This is a genomic window from Micromonospora sp. Utrum1, from assembly GCF_057197805.1.
In genome coordinates this window covers 6,700,294-6,713,158 of the sequence record NZ_CM170071.1, presented here as the reverse complement: position 1 = coordinate 6,713,158, position 12,865 = coordinate 6,700,294, and the positions used below count along the sequence as shown (strand labels likewise).

At 70.5% G+C, this 12,865-nt stretch carries 15 protein-coding genes; 3 read left to right on the top strand and 12 right to left on the bottom strand.

Translation table 11 applies throughout. The features are described from left to right. Positions 1-440: 440 nt before the first annotated feature. Positions 441-1,592, top strand: a complete 1,152-nt coding sequence (locus tag AC0OLQ_RS31535; protein ID WP_484529207.1) for an epoxide hydrolase family protein — start codon at positions 441-443, stop codon at positions 1,590-1,592. A 247-nt stretch (positions 1,593-1,839) separates the two neighbouring features. On the opposite strand, the gene AC0OLQ_RS31530 is transcribed toward AC0OLQ_RS31535, so the two are convergent. The 6 genes from AC0OLQ_RS31530 to AC0OLQ_RS31505 form a co-directional block, all read right to left on the bottom strand. Beyond that, positions 1,840-2,529, bottom strand: a complete 690-nt coding sequence (locus tag AC0OLQ_RS31530) for a sulfotransferase domain-containing protein (protein ID WP_484529206.1) — start codon at positions 2,527-2,529, stop codon at positions 1,840-1,842. A 170-nt stretch (positions 2,530-2,699) separates the two neighbouring features. Further along, positions 2,700-3,356 carry an HAD family hydrolase gene (locus AC0OLQ_RS31525; RefSeq protein ID WP_484529205.1) on the bottom strand — a complete coding sequence of 219 codons (657 nt, stop codon included), beginning with the start codon at positions 3,354-3,356 and terminating at the stop codon, positions 2,700-2,702. Positions 3,357-3,437: 81 nt separating this feature from the next. Continuing rightward, positions 3,438-4,139, bottom strand: coding sequence for a VOC family protein (locus AC0OLQ_RS31520; RefSeq protein ID WP_484529204.1), 702 nt, complete (start codon positions 4,137-4,139; stop codon positions 3,438-3,440). Between the two features lie 168 nt (positions 4,140-4,307). Then, the gene (locus tag AC0OLQ_RS31515; protein ID WP_484529203.1) at positions 4,308-5,216 is read right to left on the bottom strand and encodes a hypothetical protein; all 909 of its coding nucleotides are present in this window, start codon (positions 5,214-5,216) and stop codon (positions 4,308-4,310) included. 117 nt (positions 5,217-5,333) lie between these two features. Continuing rightward, positions 5,334-5,846 (bottom strand): GNAT family N-acetyltransferase, encoded by a 513-nt coding sequence (locus tag AC0OLQ_RS31510; protein WP_484529202.1) that lies wholly within the window; start codon positions 5,844-5,846, stop codon positions 5,334-5,336. Positions 5,847-5,935: 89 nt separating this feature from the next. Next, on the bottom strand, positions 5,936-6,652 hold the full coding sequence (locus AC0OLQ_RS31505) for a SanA/YdcF family protein (protein WP_484529201.1): 717 nt from the start codon (positions 6,650-6,652) through the stop codon (positions 5,936-5,938). Between the two features lie 59 nt (positions 6,653-6,711). Here AC0OLQ_RS31505 and AC0OLQ_RS31500 point away from each other — a divergent pair, with 59 nt between their 5' ends. Continuing rightward, the gene (locus AC0OLQ_RS31500) at positions 6,712-7,167 is read left to right on the top strand and encodes a hypothetical protein (protein ID WP_484529200.1); all 456 of its coding nucleotides are present in this window, start codon (positions 6,712-6,714) and stop codon (positions 7,165-7,167) included. 22 nt (positions 7,168-7,189) lie between these two features. Here the strand turns inward: AC0OLQ_RS31500 and AC0OLQ_RS31495 are convergent, their stop codons facing one another. The 4 genes from AC0OLQ_RS31495 to AC0OLQ_RS31480 form a co-directional block, all read right to left on the bottom strand. Next, a complete protein-coding gene (locus tag AC0OLQ_RS31495; protein WP_484529199.1) occupies positions 7,190-7,915 on the bottom strand; it encodes a class I SAM-dependent methyltransferase in 726 nt (241 codons plus the stop codon). Between the two features lie 2 nt (positions 7,916-7,917). Further along, the gene (locus AC0OLQ_RS31490) at positions 7,918-8,280 is read right to left on the bottom strand and encodes a PH domain-containing protein (protein WP_357275802.1); all 363 of its coding nucleotides are present in this window, start codon (positions 8,278-8,280) and stop codon (positions 7,918-7,920) included. Positions 8,281-8,372: 92 nt separating this feature from the next. Continuing rightward, positions 8,373-8,696, bottom strand: a complete 324-nt coding sequence (locus AC0OLQ_RS31485) for a hypothetical protein (protein WP_484529198.1) — start codon at positions 8,694-8,696, stop codon at positions 8,373-8,375. 130 nt (positions 8,697-8,826) lie between these two features. Beyond that, the gene (locus AC0OLQ_RS31480) at positions 8,827-9,135 is read right to left on the bottom strand and encodes a 4a-hydroxytetrahydrobiopterin dehydratase (protein WP_189195554.1); all 309 of its coding nucleotides are present in this window, start codon (positions 9,133-9,135) and stop codon (positions 8,827-8,829) included. Positions 9,136-9,319: 184 nt separating this feature from the next. On the opposite strand from AC0OLQ_RS31480, the gene AC0OLQ_RS31475 reads away from it, so the two are divergent. Beyond that, on the top strand, positions 9,320-9,757 hold the full coding sequence (locus AC0OLQ_RS31475; protein WP_484529197.1) for a (deoxy)nucleoside triphosphate pyrophosphohydrolase: 438 nt from the start codon (positions 9,320-9,322) through the stop codon (positions 9,755-9,757). 85 nt (positions 9,758-9,842) lie between these two features. Here the strand turns inward: AC0OLQ_RS31475 and AC0OLQ_RS31470 are convergent, their stop codons facing one another. Together AC0OLQ_RS31470 and AC0OLQ_RS31465 are read right to left on the bottom strand one after the other, a co-directional pair. Then, the gene (locus tag AC0OLQ_RS31470; protein ID WP_484529196.1) at positions 9,843-10,946 is read right to left on the bottom strand and encodes a succinate dehydrogenase/fumarate reductase iron-sulfur subunit; all 1,104 of its coding nucleotides are present in this window, start codon (positions 10,944-10,946) and stop codon (positions 9,843-9,845) included. Between the two features lie 3 nt (positions 10,947-10,949). Then, positions 10,950-12,860, bottom strand: a complete 1,911-nt coding sequence (locus AC0OLQ_RS31465) for a fumarate reductase/succinate dehydrogenase flavoprotein subunit (RefSeq protein WP_484529195.1) — start codon at positions 12,858-12,860, stop codon at positions 10,950-10,952. Positions 12,861-12,865: the final 5 nt, after the last annotated feature.

Genomic DNA, 12,865 nt, shown 5'->3' with positions numbered 1-12,865 from the left:
GACGTGGATGCTCCCAGCCCTCCGCCCGGCTGACCACGCTCTGGGGCACACATGGGGCACAAGACACCGTGAAACGCCGTCAAGTAACACAGAACGATGGCAGCCTGAGACTCCGTACGAGCAGGCGCTGCGCGCCGTTCCCGCTGGTGGCGGGACAGCCGCTCTAAGTTCCGCTTCAACGTCTGAGGGGGACCCTTCGGGCGTGACGGTTTCGTACGCGATTGGCTGTCGCTGTTTCCCCGAGTCACTGCTCAGCCGGACGGAGACGGTGGCGATCTTGGCTGCCCGGTCAGCGGCCGAAGGGGTTGTGTACAGTGACCCCTGTCAGCGATGAGGGGAGGTGAGCCCGGTGAACACCCAATGTCACGTCTGGGCGCTCCACCCGGCCATCCCTGTCCGCTGACTTCGCGTCGGGGAGCGCCCTCCTAACCGGAGGAACAATGACCTTCTCCCCGTTCCGTATCGACGTATCCGACGAGGTACTCGACGACCTGCGGGCTCGCCTGGCCCGTACCCGCTTCACGGACCGCAGCGGCGATCAGCCCTGGCAAGCCGGCGCGGACCCCGACTACCTGCGCCACCTGGTGTCCTACTGGGCGGACGGGTTCGACTGGCGAGCTCGCGAGGCCGAACTCAACGCGTTGCCGCACTACCAGGCCCAGATTGGCGGTCGACGCCTGCACTTCCTTCGCGTACCCGGGGCGCGTCCGGCCGGCGCGCCCGCGCCGCTGCCACTGATCCTGAGTCATGGCTGGCCCAGCAGCTTCGTGGAGATGCTGCCGCTGGTCGACCGTCTGACCAACCCCGCTCGCCACGGGGGCGACCCCGCCGACGCGTTCGACGTGGTGGTGCCCTCGCTGCCCGGCTTCCTGTACTCGGAGCTGCCGAAGGGCCCGCTCACCCGCGCTGCGATGGCGCAGACGCTGCACCTGTTGATGACCGACGTCCTCGGCTACCAGCGCTACGGTGCCTTCGGTGGGGATGTCGGCGGCGTGGTCACCGGTTGGCTGGGCGCCCTGTATCCCGAACAGGTGGTCGGCATTCACATGATCCACCCACCGTTCCCGGCCAGCTTCGACTCCCACCCGTTGTCGCCGGCCGAGCAGGCTTTTCTCGGTGCCGAGACGGCGTACGACCAGACCGATGGCGGCTATAGCGCCATCATGGGCACCCGGCCGGACACGATCGCCGCGGCGCTGGTGGACTCGCCGGCCGGCCTGGCCGCCTGGCTCGTCGACAAGTACCGGGACTGGAGTGACAACCACGGGGATCTGGAAAGCCGGTTCGACCGGGACACCCTGCTGACGATCATCACCCTGTACTGGGCGAGCGGCACCATCGGCTCCTCGTTCCGGCAGTACTTCGACTTCCACCACAACAGTCCGCGACCCGACATCACGGTGCCAGCCGCGTTCACGGTGAGCGCCGAACCGTCGATGGCCGACTTCCCGCGCGAGATCGCCGAACGCGCCTGCACCGACATCCGGCACTGGAGCGAACCCGGTAGGGGCGGCCACTTCATGCCGCTCGAGGAACCGGACCTGCTCGCCGGCGAACTGAGGCAGTTCTTCACGTCGCTCCGCCCGTACTGATCAGCAAGGGAGCCGGGTCGCACCGGCCCGGCTCCCGCTGTCGGGTTCCGCCTGGCAAGAGCGGACAAGTTGGTCAGGGCATTCCGCTGATTCGTCTTTTGTAGGCGGACGGAGTCTCCCCGCGGTGCCTGGCGAACGATCGAGCGAATGCTCCGACGTCAGTGGAGCCATCCCGCAGCTCATCGACCCTGAATGCGTAGGTCGGCCGGCCGCCCTCGTGGCCTGGGGTCAAGGTGCCTTTCGTGGCCTAGCGACAGTCCAGTAGCGCCATGGCGGCGCGATTGTCGGGACGCGACCAGAAGAGCTGGTGAAGATCGTCCGACAGTTCGTCGAGATGGGTGCCCGCCTGTCCTCGTCGGAAAAACCCCGGGTCGATTGCGTGCAACTCCTCGAACGACGGAATGCCCATGTCGGCGCGAGGCCTGATTCCGGGCAACCGTAGTTCCGCCATTACCCGCTCGACGGATGCCCGCGGCTCGCGTACGAGGTCTTCGTACCTGAGCATGACCCGGTGGGGTGCTGGTGGCAGCAGCCAGCTGAGCACGTTCTGCCCCCAGCTCCCGGTCCCGACGGTGTCCTTCCGGTTGATCATTGCTGTCAGCTCGGTCTCGAACTCGCGGCCTTCCCCTTCACTGTTGAGCCGAGCCCAGGAGACCAGCGAGTCTCTGCCGTCGCGGACGAGGCAGATGGCTCGGTCCGACTCGTCGACGTCGTCATCGCGCTGCCTGTGCGTCTTGACGAAGTGCACCTGCTCGGCAGTCCGCATCGCGCGGATTGCCGCAGGCCGCTCCTCGAATCCGACCAGGGCGGCGCCCAGGCGTGTGGCGACGCCGTCGACGTCGTACACGACGGACGTTCGTACACCGTAGAGACGGTGCAGCAGGATGCGGAGGAACGTATTTCCGGAGCGTGGAAACGAGGACACCCAGACGATCATGGGCCCCACCCTAGGCGCGCTGCGGGCGGCACAAGCCGGTGCCCGGCCATCACCTGGGGCAGCGGCACGGTGCGGCGCGAGCGGGGCGTGACGCCGCCGGCTGGGGGTGTGGGAAGCCGTGTGCGGTGTGCATGGCCGGTAGACGCCTGCCGCTGAGCGCTGTCGGGGAGCTAGCCGCTTGCCGCGTTGTGCTTCGCGACCAGGTTCGGGAGTTCGTCCAGCGAATCGATGCGGAACAGGCACTGCTCGGACACGCCTCGCATGTCGAGGATGTGACCCCACGGACCGCGTCGGATCAGGCACGTCTTCATACCGGCCTCGTTGGCCGGGCGTACGTCGTTGTCGGGCCGATCGCCGACGTACAGGATCGAAGAGGCGTCGCCACCGCCCTCGCGAATGACCCGCTCGAAAAAGGCCGGTGACGGCTTCGCCACGCCCCAACCGTCCGACGTGCCGATCACGTCCACGGAGAGGTCGAGAGCGCGGAGGATCGTCTCGGCATGAGCTGGCTGGTTGCCGGCCAGGCCGACGAACAGGCCCTGATCCTTCAAGGAGGTCAGGCACGGTCGCGCGTCGGGGTAGAGATCCTTCTCGCCGAACGTCTCCGGCTTGTCCGCGGCTGCTCGGCGCTCGCGCTCGGCCGCGAGATCGAAATCGGGCCGGAGGACCCGGAACGTCTCCCGATAGTCCAGACCCCGGGCGATCACCGCCCCGAAGACCGCCGAAAACGTATGCCGTGGAACGCCGATCCAGTCCGCCCAGGTCTCGAACTCGCGGGACTCGTCGAGGATCGTCCCGCCGACATCGAAGAAGACCGCGTCGATCACTTGCGTTCCTCCGTCACGGTCGCGCTGCCAGTGGATCATAGCCGGGGATCGTCGGGACCTGGACCGTGAAGGAGGCTGGGGTCAGTGCCCTCTCACGCAGAATTCGTTGCCGTCGGGATCGGCCAGCACGACGGTGCCGTCCTCACCGATTTCCAGCGGGGTGGCTCCGAGGGCGACCAGCCGGTCGACCTGCGCCTGCTGATCGCCCTCCGCCGTGAGGTCGAAGTGCTGCCGATTCCTCGCCTCTTTCGGGGCCACGGGCGGCCCTCCCCACGCGACCTTCGTGCCGCCCTGCGGTGACTGGATCGCGGTTTCCTGATTCTGGTCCCAGACCAGCGGCCAGCCCAGCGCCTCGCTCCAGAAGATGCCGACCTCCCGGGTGCCGTCGCAGGCGAGTTCCCCGAGCAGGCCGCACCCGGCGAGGAAGGCGTTGCCCGGTTCGATCACGCAGAACTCGTTGCCCTCGGGGTCGGCCAGGACGATGTGCCCCTCCTCGGGGCGCTGCCCGACGTCGAGGTGGCTGGCGCCGAGCTTCAGCGCCGTCGCCACCGTGTGCTGCTGGTCGGCCAGGCTGGCACTGGTCAGGTGAAGGTGCATGCGGTTCGGCCCCACCTTCGCCGAATGGCTCGGGGCGAACCGGAGGCCCAGCTGTCCGCCCTCGCCGGGCAGGAGCGCACCGCCGGCATCCTCGACGACTTCCCTGCCCAGCAGGTCGGCCCAGAACTGCGCCAGACGAGCCGCGTCCTGCGCGTCGAAGGTCACCGTCAGCAGTTGCGAGAGCATGACCGCACAGTAGACATCGGCCCGCAGGGCAACAAGGCATTAAGCGAGGTGGGACGCGTCCACGCGGGGCGCGACCCGGACGCGCTGGAGGCCCGCGGGGCATAGCCTGCGCCTGCCGTCGCGCCCCCGCCGACGGTCCCATTCAGGCCGTAGCGCGGACCGGCCGGCTCAGGCCGATCCGTTGACGAGCTTGCGGAGCGCGGCGACGGCGGCGCGGTCGCTGACCTTGGCGTAGATCTTCTTGTCCGGGCCGGCCAGGACGACATACGGGCACGCCTGGTCGTCGCCGGTCATGGCCTTGTCGAGCAGCTTCCGGCCGGTCGACACCTCGTAGACCCGGAGGCGCCAGCCCGCCCGCAGCAACGTCAACGTCAGCGGCTTCGGGTCGTCGTACTTGCAGCGGCGGATCGTCGTGCCGGTGCTGACCCGGTCCAGGCAGGCGACCATCTGCACCTTGGTGGGTTCCTCCGGCGCCCAGGTCTGCTCCACCTTCTTCGACAGGCCCTGGGAGAAGTAGTAGGTGCCGTCCTGGTAGCGCAGGCCCGAGCCGTCGTCGAGGAGCAGCACCAGCGGGTGCGGCGCCTTGCCGGCCCGTTTCGGCGACTGCGGGTAGTAGATGTCGTCGTCGCACACCCGGTTAAGGTCGGAGATTTCCTCCGCCGGGTACGCGCTGGCCTGCGGCCCCTGTTGCACCGGGTCTTCGCTGACGTCGGGCTCGGCCGTCGCGGCGGGGCTGGGGTCGGTCGCGACGGGCAGGGGCGCCTCCCGCACCGGTCCGGATGCGGTGTTCGTCGCGGAGCGCAGAAGGAGCACCCCGCCGGTAAGGCCGAGGCAGCCCACCAGCAGCACCACGCCCACGATCACGGCGGCGACGACGACGGTGCGGTTGCGCGGGCCGGGTGGCGGCGACCAGCCCACCGGCGGCTGCGACCCGAACGGCGCCACCATCGGCGGCGGCGCGGACGGCTGTTCCGCCGCGGGCGGCGGGTACGGCGGCGAGCCGTAGCCCGGCGGCGACTGCCCGAGTGGATGATGCGCGGAAGGATCGGCTGGTCCGGTGCCCGGCACCGGGTCCATCGCCGGTCCTGCGCCAGATTCGGCCCCCGTGCCGGTCATGCGCAGTTCCTCTTTCGGTCGCGGCGAAGCGCGAATGTACCAGGACTCCCACCCCGGGTGGGGGCGCGCGCACAGCGCCTAGAGCGTGATCCAGTAACGCCGGGCGCGGCCCAGTTCGGTGTCCCGGACGTCCTCGAGGACGCCACCCTGGCGCTCGATGGTCCGCGCCGAGGCGACGTTCCCGTCCGCGCAGGTCACCAGCACCCGGTCCAGGCCGAGCCCGCGTGCCTCGTCGAGCATCCGGCCCAGGGCCCAGGTGGCCAGGCCCCGACGCCGGGCCGACGGCCGGATGCCGTATCCGATCTGGCCGCCGACCCGCAGGAGGAAATCGTCCAGGTCGTGCCGCAGCGCGATCCCGCCGAGCACCCGGTCATCCTCGACGATCCACCGGTACGTGCACCGCACCTCGCCCGGATCCGGGGTCCGCTCGTCGGCCAACCGGGCCACCCAGGTCGCGAAGCCGGTGGGGGAGACCACCTCGTCGGCGGGGCGCAGGCCGAAACCGTCCTCGTGTTGGCCGGGACCCCACTCGGCGTGCGCCGCCAGCCAGGCGGCGTGCAGCCGGACGGTGGGCGCGATCAGCTCGGGCACCCGGCGACGATAGCGCCGGCCCGTGGGCGACCACTGCTCGGCCCTGTCACGCCAGCTTCACCACGCCGCGGCCCGACCGCCGGCCAACGTCACCCCGCGCGCAGGGCGTCGTCCACTCCGGTCTCCCGGCGGCCCAGGTGCACGGGATCGCGACCGGAGAACACGTCCACCGCGGCCTTCACGCAGGCGCCGTACTCCCGGGTGGCGCTGATCCGCCACCGGTCCGCGTACCGGCGGGCGGTGTCGTCACCCACGCCGTTGGCCGCCACGCCGAGGTGCCGGCAGACCGCCACGGCGCGGGGCAGGTGGAAGGACTGGGTCACCACGGTCGCCCGCTCCACACCGAAGATGCGACGGGCCCGCGCGCAGGAGTCGTAGGTGTCGAAGCCGGCGTGGTCCAGCACCACCTTCTCCGCCGGCACGCCCCGGTCGACCAGCCAGCGCCGCATCGTGTCGGGCTCGTCGTAGTCGTAGTTCATGTGGTCGCCGGAGACCAGGATGACCCGGACCTTGCCCGCGGCGAAGAGCCGCTGCGCGATCTCCAGCCGGGCGGTGAGGAACGGCGACGGGGCGCCGTCGGCCTCCACCTTGGTGCCCAGGACCAGGGCGACCGGCGCCTCCGGCACGTCGGCCTCGGTGAACAGGTGTCCCTCGGCGCCGCCGCGGACCCACACCACGCTGGCCGCGGTGCCGGCGGCCAGCAGCGCCGCGCCCGCGACGACCACCACCAGGGCACGGCGGATCCAGCGTACGGTCGGTCTGCGGCTGGTGCACCATCCCTTGACACGCGCGAATCGCCCCCGCATGCGGGCGATTCTGTCAGGCGGCGGCGAGCACCGGTTCCCAGGAGCAGGAGGAGGACGACATGGGGGAGCGGCATCCCGCGCTCGCGCGGCTCGACGTGCTCGTCGGGCGGTGGACCGTGCAGCCGGAGGTCGAGGGCCTCGGCGCCGGCTGGACGGAGTTCACCTGGGTGGAGGAGGGCAGGTTCCTCCGCCAGTTCAGCGACGCGGAGCCGGTGCCGGAGACGGCGCCGCGGGCGTGGCGCGAGAACAACCCGCTTCCCACCACCCAGCTCATCGGCCTGGACGACGCGGGGGAGGAGTTCACCGTGCTCTACGCCGACGCCCGCGGCGTGCACCGGGTCTACCGGATGACGTTCGCCGACGGCGTCTGGCGGATGTGGCGGGAGGCGCCCGGCTTCCACCAGCGGTTCACCGGGGACCTGCGCGAGGACGGCGCCGCGATCGACGGCCGCTGGGAACGGTCCGCCGACGGCGCCGACTGGGCGCTCGACTTCAAGCTGGCGTACCGGCGCTGACGGCCGTCCTCGCCATCCGGGGTCACCGCGCCGCGTGGGCGAGCACGATCAGTTCTCCGTCGTCACTCGCGCCGGCCGGCTCCCCGGCCCAGCCGCCGAGCACCCGGTCGACGGTGAAACCGGCCGCGGCGAGAGCCGCTCGCAGTTCCGCCTCGGTGCGGAAGCGCAGCGTGCCGGGGGTGTGCACCTCCGTACCGTCGGGCAGCAGGTAGTGGTGCAGGAAGCTGACCAGGCCGTCGCGCACCGCGGTCAGTTCCGTCCAGGCGTCCACCACGGTGCCGTCGGGCAGGGTGAGCCGGCGGCGGGAGTCGGCGGGGTTCCAGCGCTCCCAGCGCCGCGCGGCCGGGTCGCGGGAGTCGAACGCCAGCCGCCCGCCGTCGACCAGGGCCCGGCGCAGGTGGTGGAGGGTGTCCGCCCACGCCTCGTCGTCCCGGATCTCCTGCGCCACGTGGCTGGTCAGCACGGCCACGTCGTACGCCGCGTCGGGCAGGTCGGCGGCGGTGCCCGGGATCCAGGTGACCCGGTCGCCGCCGGGCCTGGCCCGGGCCGCGGCGAGCGACCCCGACTCCGGGTCGACACCGGTGACCCGGTGGCCGGCGGCGGCCAGGGCCAGGGTGAGCCGCCCGGTGCCGCAGCCGAGGTCGAGGACCCGGGCCGGCGCCGTCCCGACGAAGCGGAGGAAGAAGTCGTCGTCGCGCCCCCACGCGTTCTCCGCGTCGTAGAGCGCCGCAGTCAGGTGGACCGGCACGGTCAGGAGATGTGGTGGAGGATGACGTTGTGCACGTGGTGGGCCTTCTGCGCGCCCCGGAACTCCACCTCGTAGGTGTGCGTGCCGACGTGGACGGCGATCGCCCCGGTGGAGAAGAACGACCCGCCCCATGACTTGTTGCTGACCACGCTCACGCTGGTGATCTTCGCGTACGGGATGCTGGTGATGGCGTGCCGCTTCCCGACGAAGGAGCGGTCCTGGATGATGACCCGGCGGTCGGTCAGGCCGATGAACCCGGTGCCCGTGCCGATCGCGTCGTAGACGGCGATGATCTGTTCGCCGGGCAGGAGCCCGCTCTGGATCTGCTGGAACTGTTCCCTGCGGTCGTACGTCGGATCGGCCATGTCCCCGACGGTAGGCGGGGCGCGCCAGCGGCCGGGGGGCCGGCGAACGGCGGCAGCCCCGTCCTGCTGGACGGGGCTGCCGGAGAAGCGGGTCAGTAGTCGACGCGCGGGTCGTGGTCGCGGCTGCGGCTGCCGGCCTTGGCCAGGCCGCGGCTGATCAGGTAACCGACGGTCAGCAGGGTGATGTACCACCAGGCCTTGTCGGCGGCGAAGTAGTCGCCACCGTTGTCCGCGGCGCCGTCGCCGACGGCGTTCGAGGCGATCAGGACGCCGATCACGGAGAGCAGGTAGACCGCCAGTTCCGTGGTCTTCCACGCCGGCTTGGTCTCCTCGCCGTGCCGGTGCAGGTGCCGGACGTCGCGGTCGACGTGCGCGTGGTCGGTGGCCCGGTTCGTGGCCGCGGCGGGGGTCGTCATGGTCAGCTCCTCAATCGGGGTATCGCGTAGTTCGTCCTCTATGGGGGCCATTGGCACCCCGTGTCGGACTTACTACCCCGACGGATTTACTTGTTAACCGGAAACTTTCAGCACACTGTCAAGAAGCCGCTCAGGAGGCGGTGACCGCCCGGACCGCGTCCTCGATGCGAGCGGCAAGCAGGACCTCACCCTCGGTGAGCGGCTCGCCGTCGCCGTGGCCCACCTTGATGTGGGTGCGGTCGGCCCGGCGGCTGATTTCCGGGCGCAGGCGCAGCGCGTCGGCGACCACCGCGACCCGCTCGGTGAGCGCGGCGTGCTGGGTGTCGTCGAGGACGAGCGTGCGCCGGATCTGTTCGCCCTCCCGGGTCCATCCGGACAGCAGGGCGAGCGCGTCGCTGAGGTAGTCGTGCTTCGCCCGGCCGTTGAACAGCACGCGCATCACCGCACCTCCCAGGCGTCGTTGCCGGCTTGTGGCCAAATCGTCGCCATCCCGTGTCCCAGTCGACGCCCTCTAGTCTGTCGTCGCACAGATGGTGTGTCCACGCCCACACTTCCGTGTTCTGCTGGCCTGACGGTCGACTCAGCTACCCAAACCGCCGATTGATCTGGCACGCTGGACGGCCGTGCAGACCGAACGGGTTAGCGGGAACGGGCAGGACCGGCGGGAGCCGAGGGTGGTCGTCGGGGCGGCGATCATCGAGGACGGCAGGGTCCTGGCCTGCGAGCGCTCCACGCCACCGGAGGTGGCCGGTCGCTGGGAGTTTCCCGGCGGCAAGGTGGAGCCGGGGGAGACCGAGACAGACGCGCTGGTCCGCGAGTGCGCCGAGGAACTCGGCGTCCACGTGGAGATCGGCACGCGGCTCGGCCGCGACGTGCGGATGGCCCACGGCCGTTCCGTCCTCCGGGTGTATCTGGCCCGCCTGCTCCATGGTGACCGGCCGAAGGCCCTGGAGCACTCCGACCTGCGCTGGCTCTCCGCCGCCGAACTCGACACCGTTCCCTGGCTGCCGGCCGACGTGCCGATCGTCGCCGCCCTGCGCCCGCTGCTCAGCGAGGCCTGACCACCGGAAGCGGACGCGGGGGCGGAAACGGGACGGGGGCCGGCGGCATCTGCCGCGGCCCCCGTCGTCGTTGTCGTCGTGCTGCTCAGTGCTTCGGCTCGTCCTGCTGCGGGTGGGCGAAGTTCAGGTGCTCCGGCGGCAGCGGGAAGGTCACGTCGTCACCGAACGGCGACGGCGCGGCGGCCCTGTCGAAGGTCAGTTCGGTCAGCGGCAGCTTGCCGTTGACGTCGACCGCGGGGGCGGTCGGATGCGGCACCTCGCGGTGCCAGTTGACGCCCTGCTGCGCCTGCCGCTCGGCCCCCGTGTCGTGCGAGCCGCCGGCGTGCGAATGCACCCCGCCGTGGGCGGCGCTGGCGGTCACGGCACCGCTCGAATGCCCGCTGGTCACGCTGGTCTGAGGCACCTGACCCCTCCGGAAGATCTTGCTACCAAGCCACACGAGGGGATCGTACCTGCGGTCGACGACCCGCTCCTTCATGGGGATGATCCCGTTGTCGGTGATCTTGATGTGCTCGGGGCAGACCTCGGTGCAGCACTTGGTGATGTTGCAGAAGCCGAGGCCCATCTCGGACTGCGCGTACTCCTTGCGGTCGGTCTTCGCGTCGAGCGGGTGCATGTCCAGCTCGGCGGCCCGGATGAAGAACCGGGGACCGGAGAACGCCTGCTTGTTCTCCTCGTGGTCGCGGATCACGTGGCAGACGTTCTGGCAGAGGAAGCACTCGATGCACTTGCGGAACTCCTGCGAGCGCTCGACGTCCACCTGCTGCATCCGGTAGTCGCCCGGGGCCACGTCGGCCGGCGGCGCGAACGCCGGGGTCTCCCGCGCCTTCTCGTAGTTGAACGAGACGTCGGTGACCAGGTCCCGGATGACCGGGAAGGTGCGCAGCGGGGTGACCGTGACGGTCTCCCCCTCCTCGAACGTCGACATCCGGGTCATGCAGCTCAGCCGGGGCTTGCCGTTGATCTCCATGGAGCAGGAGCCGCACTTGCCGGCCTTGCAGTTCCACCGGCACGCCAGATCCGGCGCGTCGGTGGCCTGGAGCCGGTGGATCACGTCGAGGACGACCTCGCCCTCGTTCACCTCGACGGTGTAGTCCCGCAGCTCGCCGCCGCTCTCGTCGCCCCGCCAGATGCGGAAGGGTCGCTTCGCGCCCGGCTTGCCGGTCGCCTGGTTCGGATCAGTGCCCATTCCTCAGCGCTCCTCCTCGGTGAGGGCGTCGAACTCGGCGAGTTCCTCATCGGTCAGATACTTGGCCAGCTCGGCCCGGTCGAACAGCGAGATCAGCTCCGCGCGCATCTTCGGCAGCGGCTTGCGGGCCAGCCGGACCGCGTCGCCGTCCAGCGAGCAGACCAGGTTCACCTGCCGCCACTTCGGGTCCATGGCCGGGTGGTCCTCCCGGGTGTGGCCGCCGCGCGACTCCTGCCGCTCCAGGGCGGCCTTCGCGGTGCACTCCGAGACCACCAGCATGTTGCGCAGATCCAGGGCGAGGTGCCAGCCCGGGTTGTAGCGGCGGCCGCCGGCCGCGCTGACCTTGGCCACCCGCTCGCGCAGCTCGGCCAGCCGGGCCAGCGCTTCGACCAGCTCGCCCTCCCGCCGGATGATGCCGACCAGATCCCCCATCACCGCCTGGAGGTCCTGCTGGAGGACGTACGGGCTCTCGCCGGTGTCCCGCTGGAGCGGGGCCAGCGCCGTCTCCACCGCGGCCTCCACCGCCGCCACCGACACCGCCGGGCGCGAGGTCAGCTGCTCGGCGTACGAGGCGGCGTGGCCGCCCGCCCGCTTGCCGAAGACCAGGAGGTCCGACAGCGAGTTGCCGCCGAGTCGGTTGGAGCCGTGCATGCCGCCGGAGACCTCACCGGCGGCGAAGAGCCCGCGCACCGTGCCGTACGCCGCCCCGGAGTCCGGGTCCACCTCGACGCCGCCCATCACGTAGTGGCAGGTCGGGCCGACCTCCATCGGCTCCTTGGTGATGTCGACATCGGCCAGTTCCTTGAACTGGTGGTACATCGAGGGCAGCCGGCGGCGGATCTCCTCGGCCGGCAGCCGGGAGGCGATGTCCAGGAAGACGCCGCCGGCCGGCGTACCCCGACCGGCCTTGACCTCGCTGTTGATGGCGCGGGCGACCTCATCGCGGGGGAGCAGCTCCGGCGGGCGCCGGTTGTTGTCCGGGTCCTTGTACCAGCGGTCCGCCTCGGCCTCGTTGTCCGCGTACTGCTTGCGGAAGACGTCCGGGACGTAGTCGAACATGAACCGCTTGCCCTCGGAGTTCTTCAGCACCCCGCCGTCGCCGCGGACCGACTCGGTGACCAGGATGCCCTTCACCGAAGGCGGCCAGACCATGCCGGTCGGGTGGAACTGCAGGAACTCCATGTTGATCAGCGTCGCCCCGGCGCGCAGCGCCAGCGCGTGACCGTCCCCGGTGTACTCCCAGGAGTTCGAGGTGACCTTGTAGGAGCGACCGACACCGCCGGTCGCGAGGACCACGGCCGGGGCCTCGAAGAGGATGAACTCGCCGGACTCGCGGTAGTAGCCGAACGCGCCCGCGACCCGGTCGTTGTCGAGCAGCAGCTCCGTGATGGTGGTCTCGGAGAAGACCCGGATCCGGGCCTCGTAGTCGCCGAACTCCCGCTTGTCCTCCTGCTGCAGCGAGACGATCTTCTGCTGCAGGGTGCGGATCAGCTCCAGGCCGGTGCGGTCGCCGACGTGCGCCAGCCGCGGGTACTCGTGGCCGCCGAAGTTGCGCTGGGAGATCTTGCCGTCCTTGGTCCGGTCGAAGAGCGCCCCGTACGTCTCCAGCTCCCAGATCCGCTGCGGCGACTCCTTCGCGTGCAGCTCGGCCATCCGGAAGTTGTTGAGGAACTTGCCGCCGCGCATCGTGTCCCGGAAGTGCACCTGCCAGTTGTCCCGGGAGTTCACGTTGCCCATGGCGGCCGCCGCGCCGCCCTCGGCCATCACCGTGTGCGCCTTGCCGAACAGCGACTTCGAGATGATCGCGGTCTTCTTGCCGGCGAGCCGGGCCTCGATCGCCGCGCGCAGGCCGGCGCCGCCGGCCCCGATCACGACGACGTCGTAGTGGTGTCGTTCGATTCGCGTCTCAGTCATGTCCA

Excerpts from the sequence above, each read along its gene's own strand:
- AC0OLQ_RS31535 (WP_484529207.1), top strand. The coding sequence starts at position 441 with ATGACCTTCTCCCCGTTCCGTATCGACGTATCCGACGAGGTACTCGAC.
- AC0OLQ_RS31530 (WP_484529206.1), bottom strand. The coding sequence starts at position 2,529 with ATGATCGTCTGGGTGTCCTCGTTTCCACGCTCCGGAAATACGTTCCTC.
- AC0OLQ_RS31520 (WP_484529204.1), bottom strand. The coding sequence starts at position 4,139 with ATGCTCTCGCAACTGCTGACGGTGACCTTCGACGCGCAGGACGCGGCT.
- AC0OLQ_RS31515 (WP_484529203.1), bottom strand. The coding sequence starts at position 5,216 with ATGGACCCGGTGCCGGGCACCGGACCAGCCGATCCTTCCGCGCATCAT.
- AC0OLQ_RS31505 (WP_484529201.1), bottom strand. The coding sequence starts at position 6,652 with ATGCGGGGGCGATTCGCGCGTGTCAAGGGATGGTGCACCAGCCGCAGA.
- AC0OLQ_RS31500 (WP_484529200.1), top strand. The coding sequence starts at position 6,712 with ATGGGGGAGCGGCATCCCGCGCTCGCGCGGCTCGACGTGCTCGTCGGG.
- AC0OLQ_RS31490 (WP_357275802.1), bottom strand. The coding sequence starts at position 8,280 with ATGGCCGATCCGACGTACGACCGCAGGGAACAGTTCCAGCAGATCCAG.
- AC0OLQ_RS31485 (WP_484529198.1), bottom strand. The coding sequence starts at position 8,696 with ATGACGACCCCCGCCGCGGCCACGAACCGGGCCACCGACCACGCGCAC.
- AC0OLQ_RS31480 (WP_189195554.1), bottom strand. The coding sequence starts at position 9,135 with ATGCGCGTGCTGTTCAACGGCCGGGCGAAGCACGACTACCTCAGCGAC.
- AC0OLQ_RS31470 (WP_484529196.1), bottom strand. The coding sequence starts at position 10,946 with ATGGGCACTGATCCGAACCAGGCGACCGGCAAGCCGGGCGCGAAGCGA.
- AC0OLQ_RS31465 (WP_484529195.1), bottom strand. The coding sequence starts at position 12,860 with ATGACTGAGACGCGAATCGAACGACACCACTACGACGTCGTCGTGATC.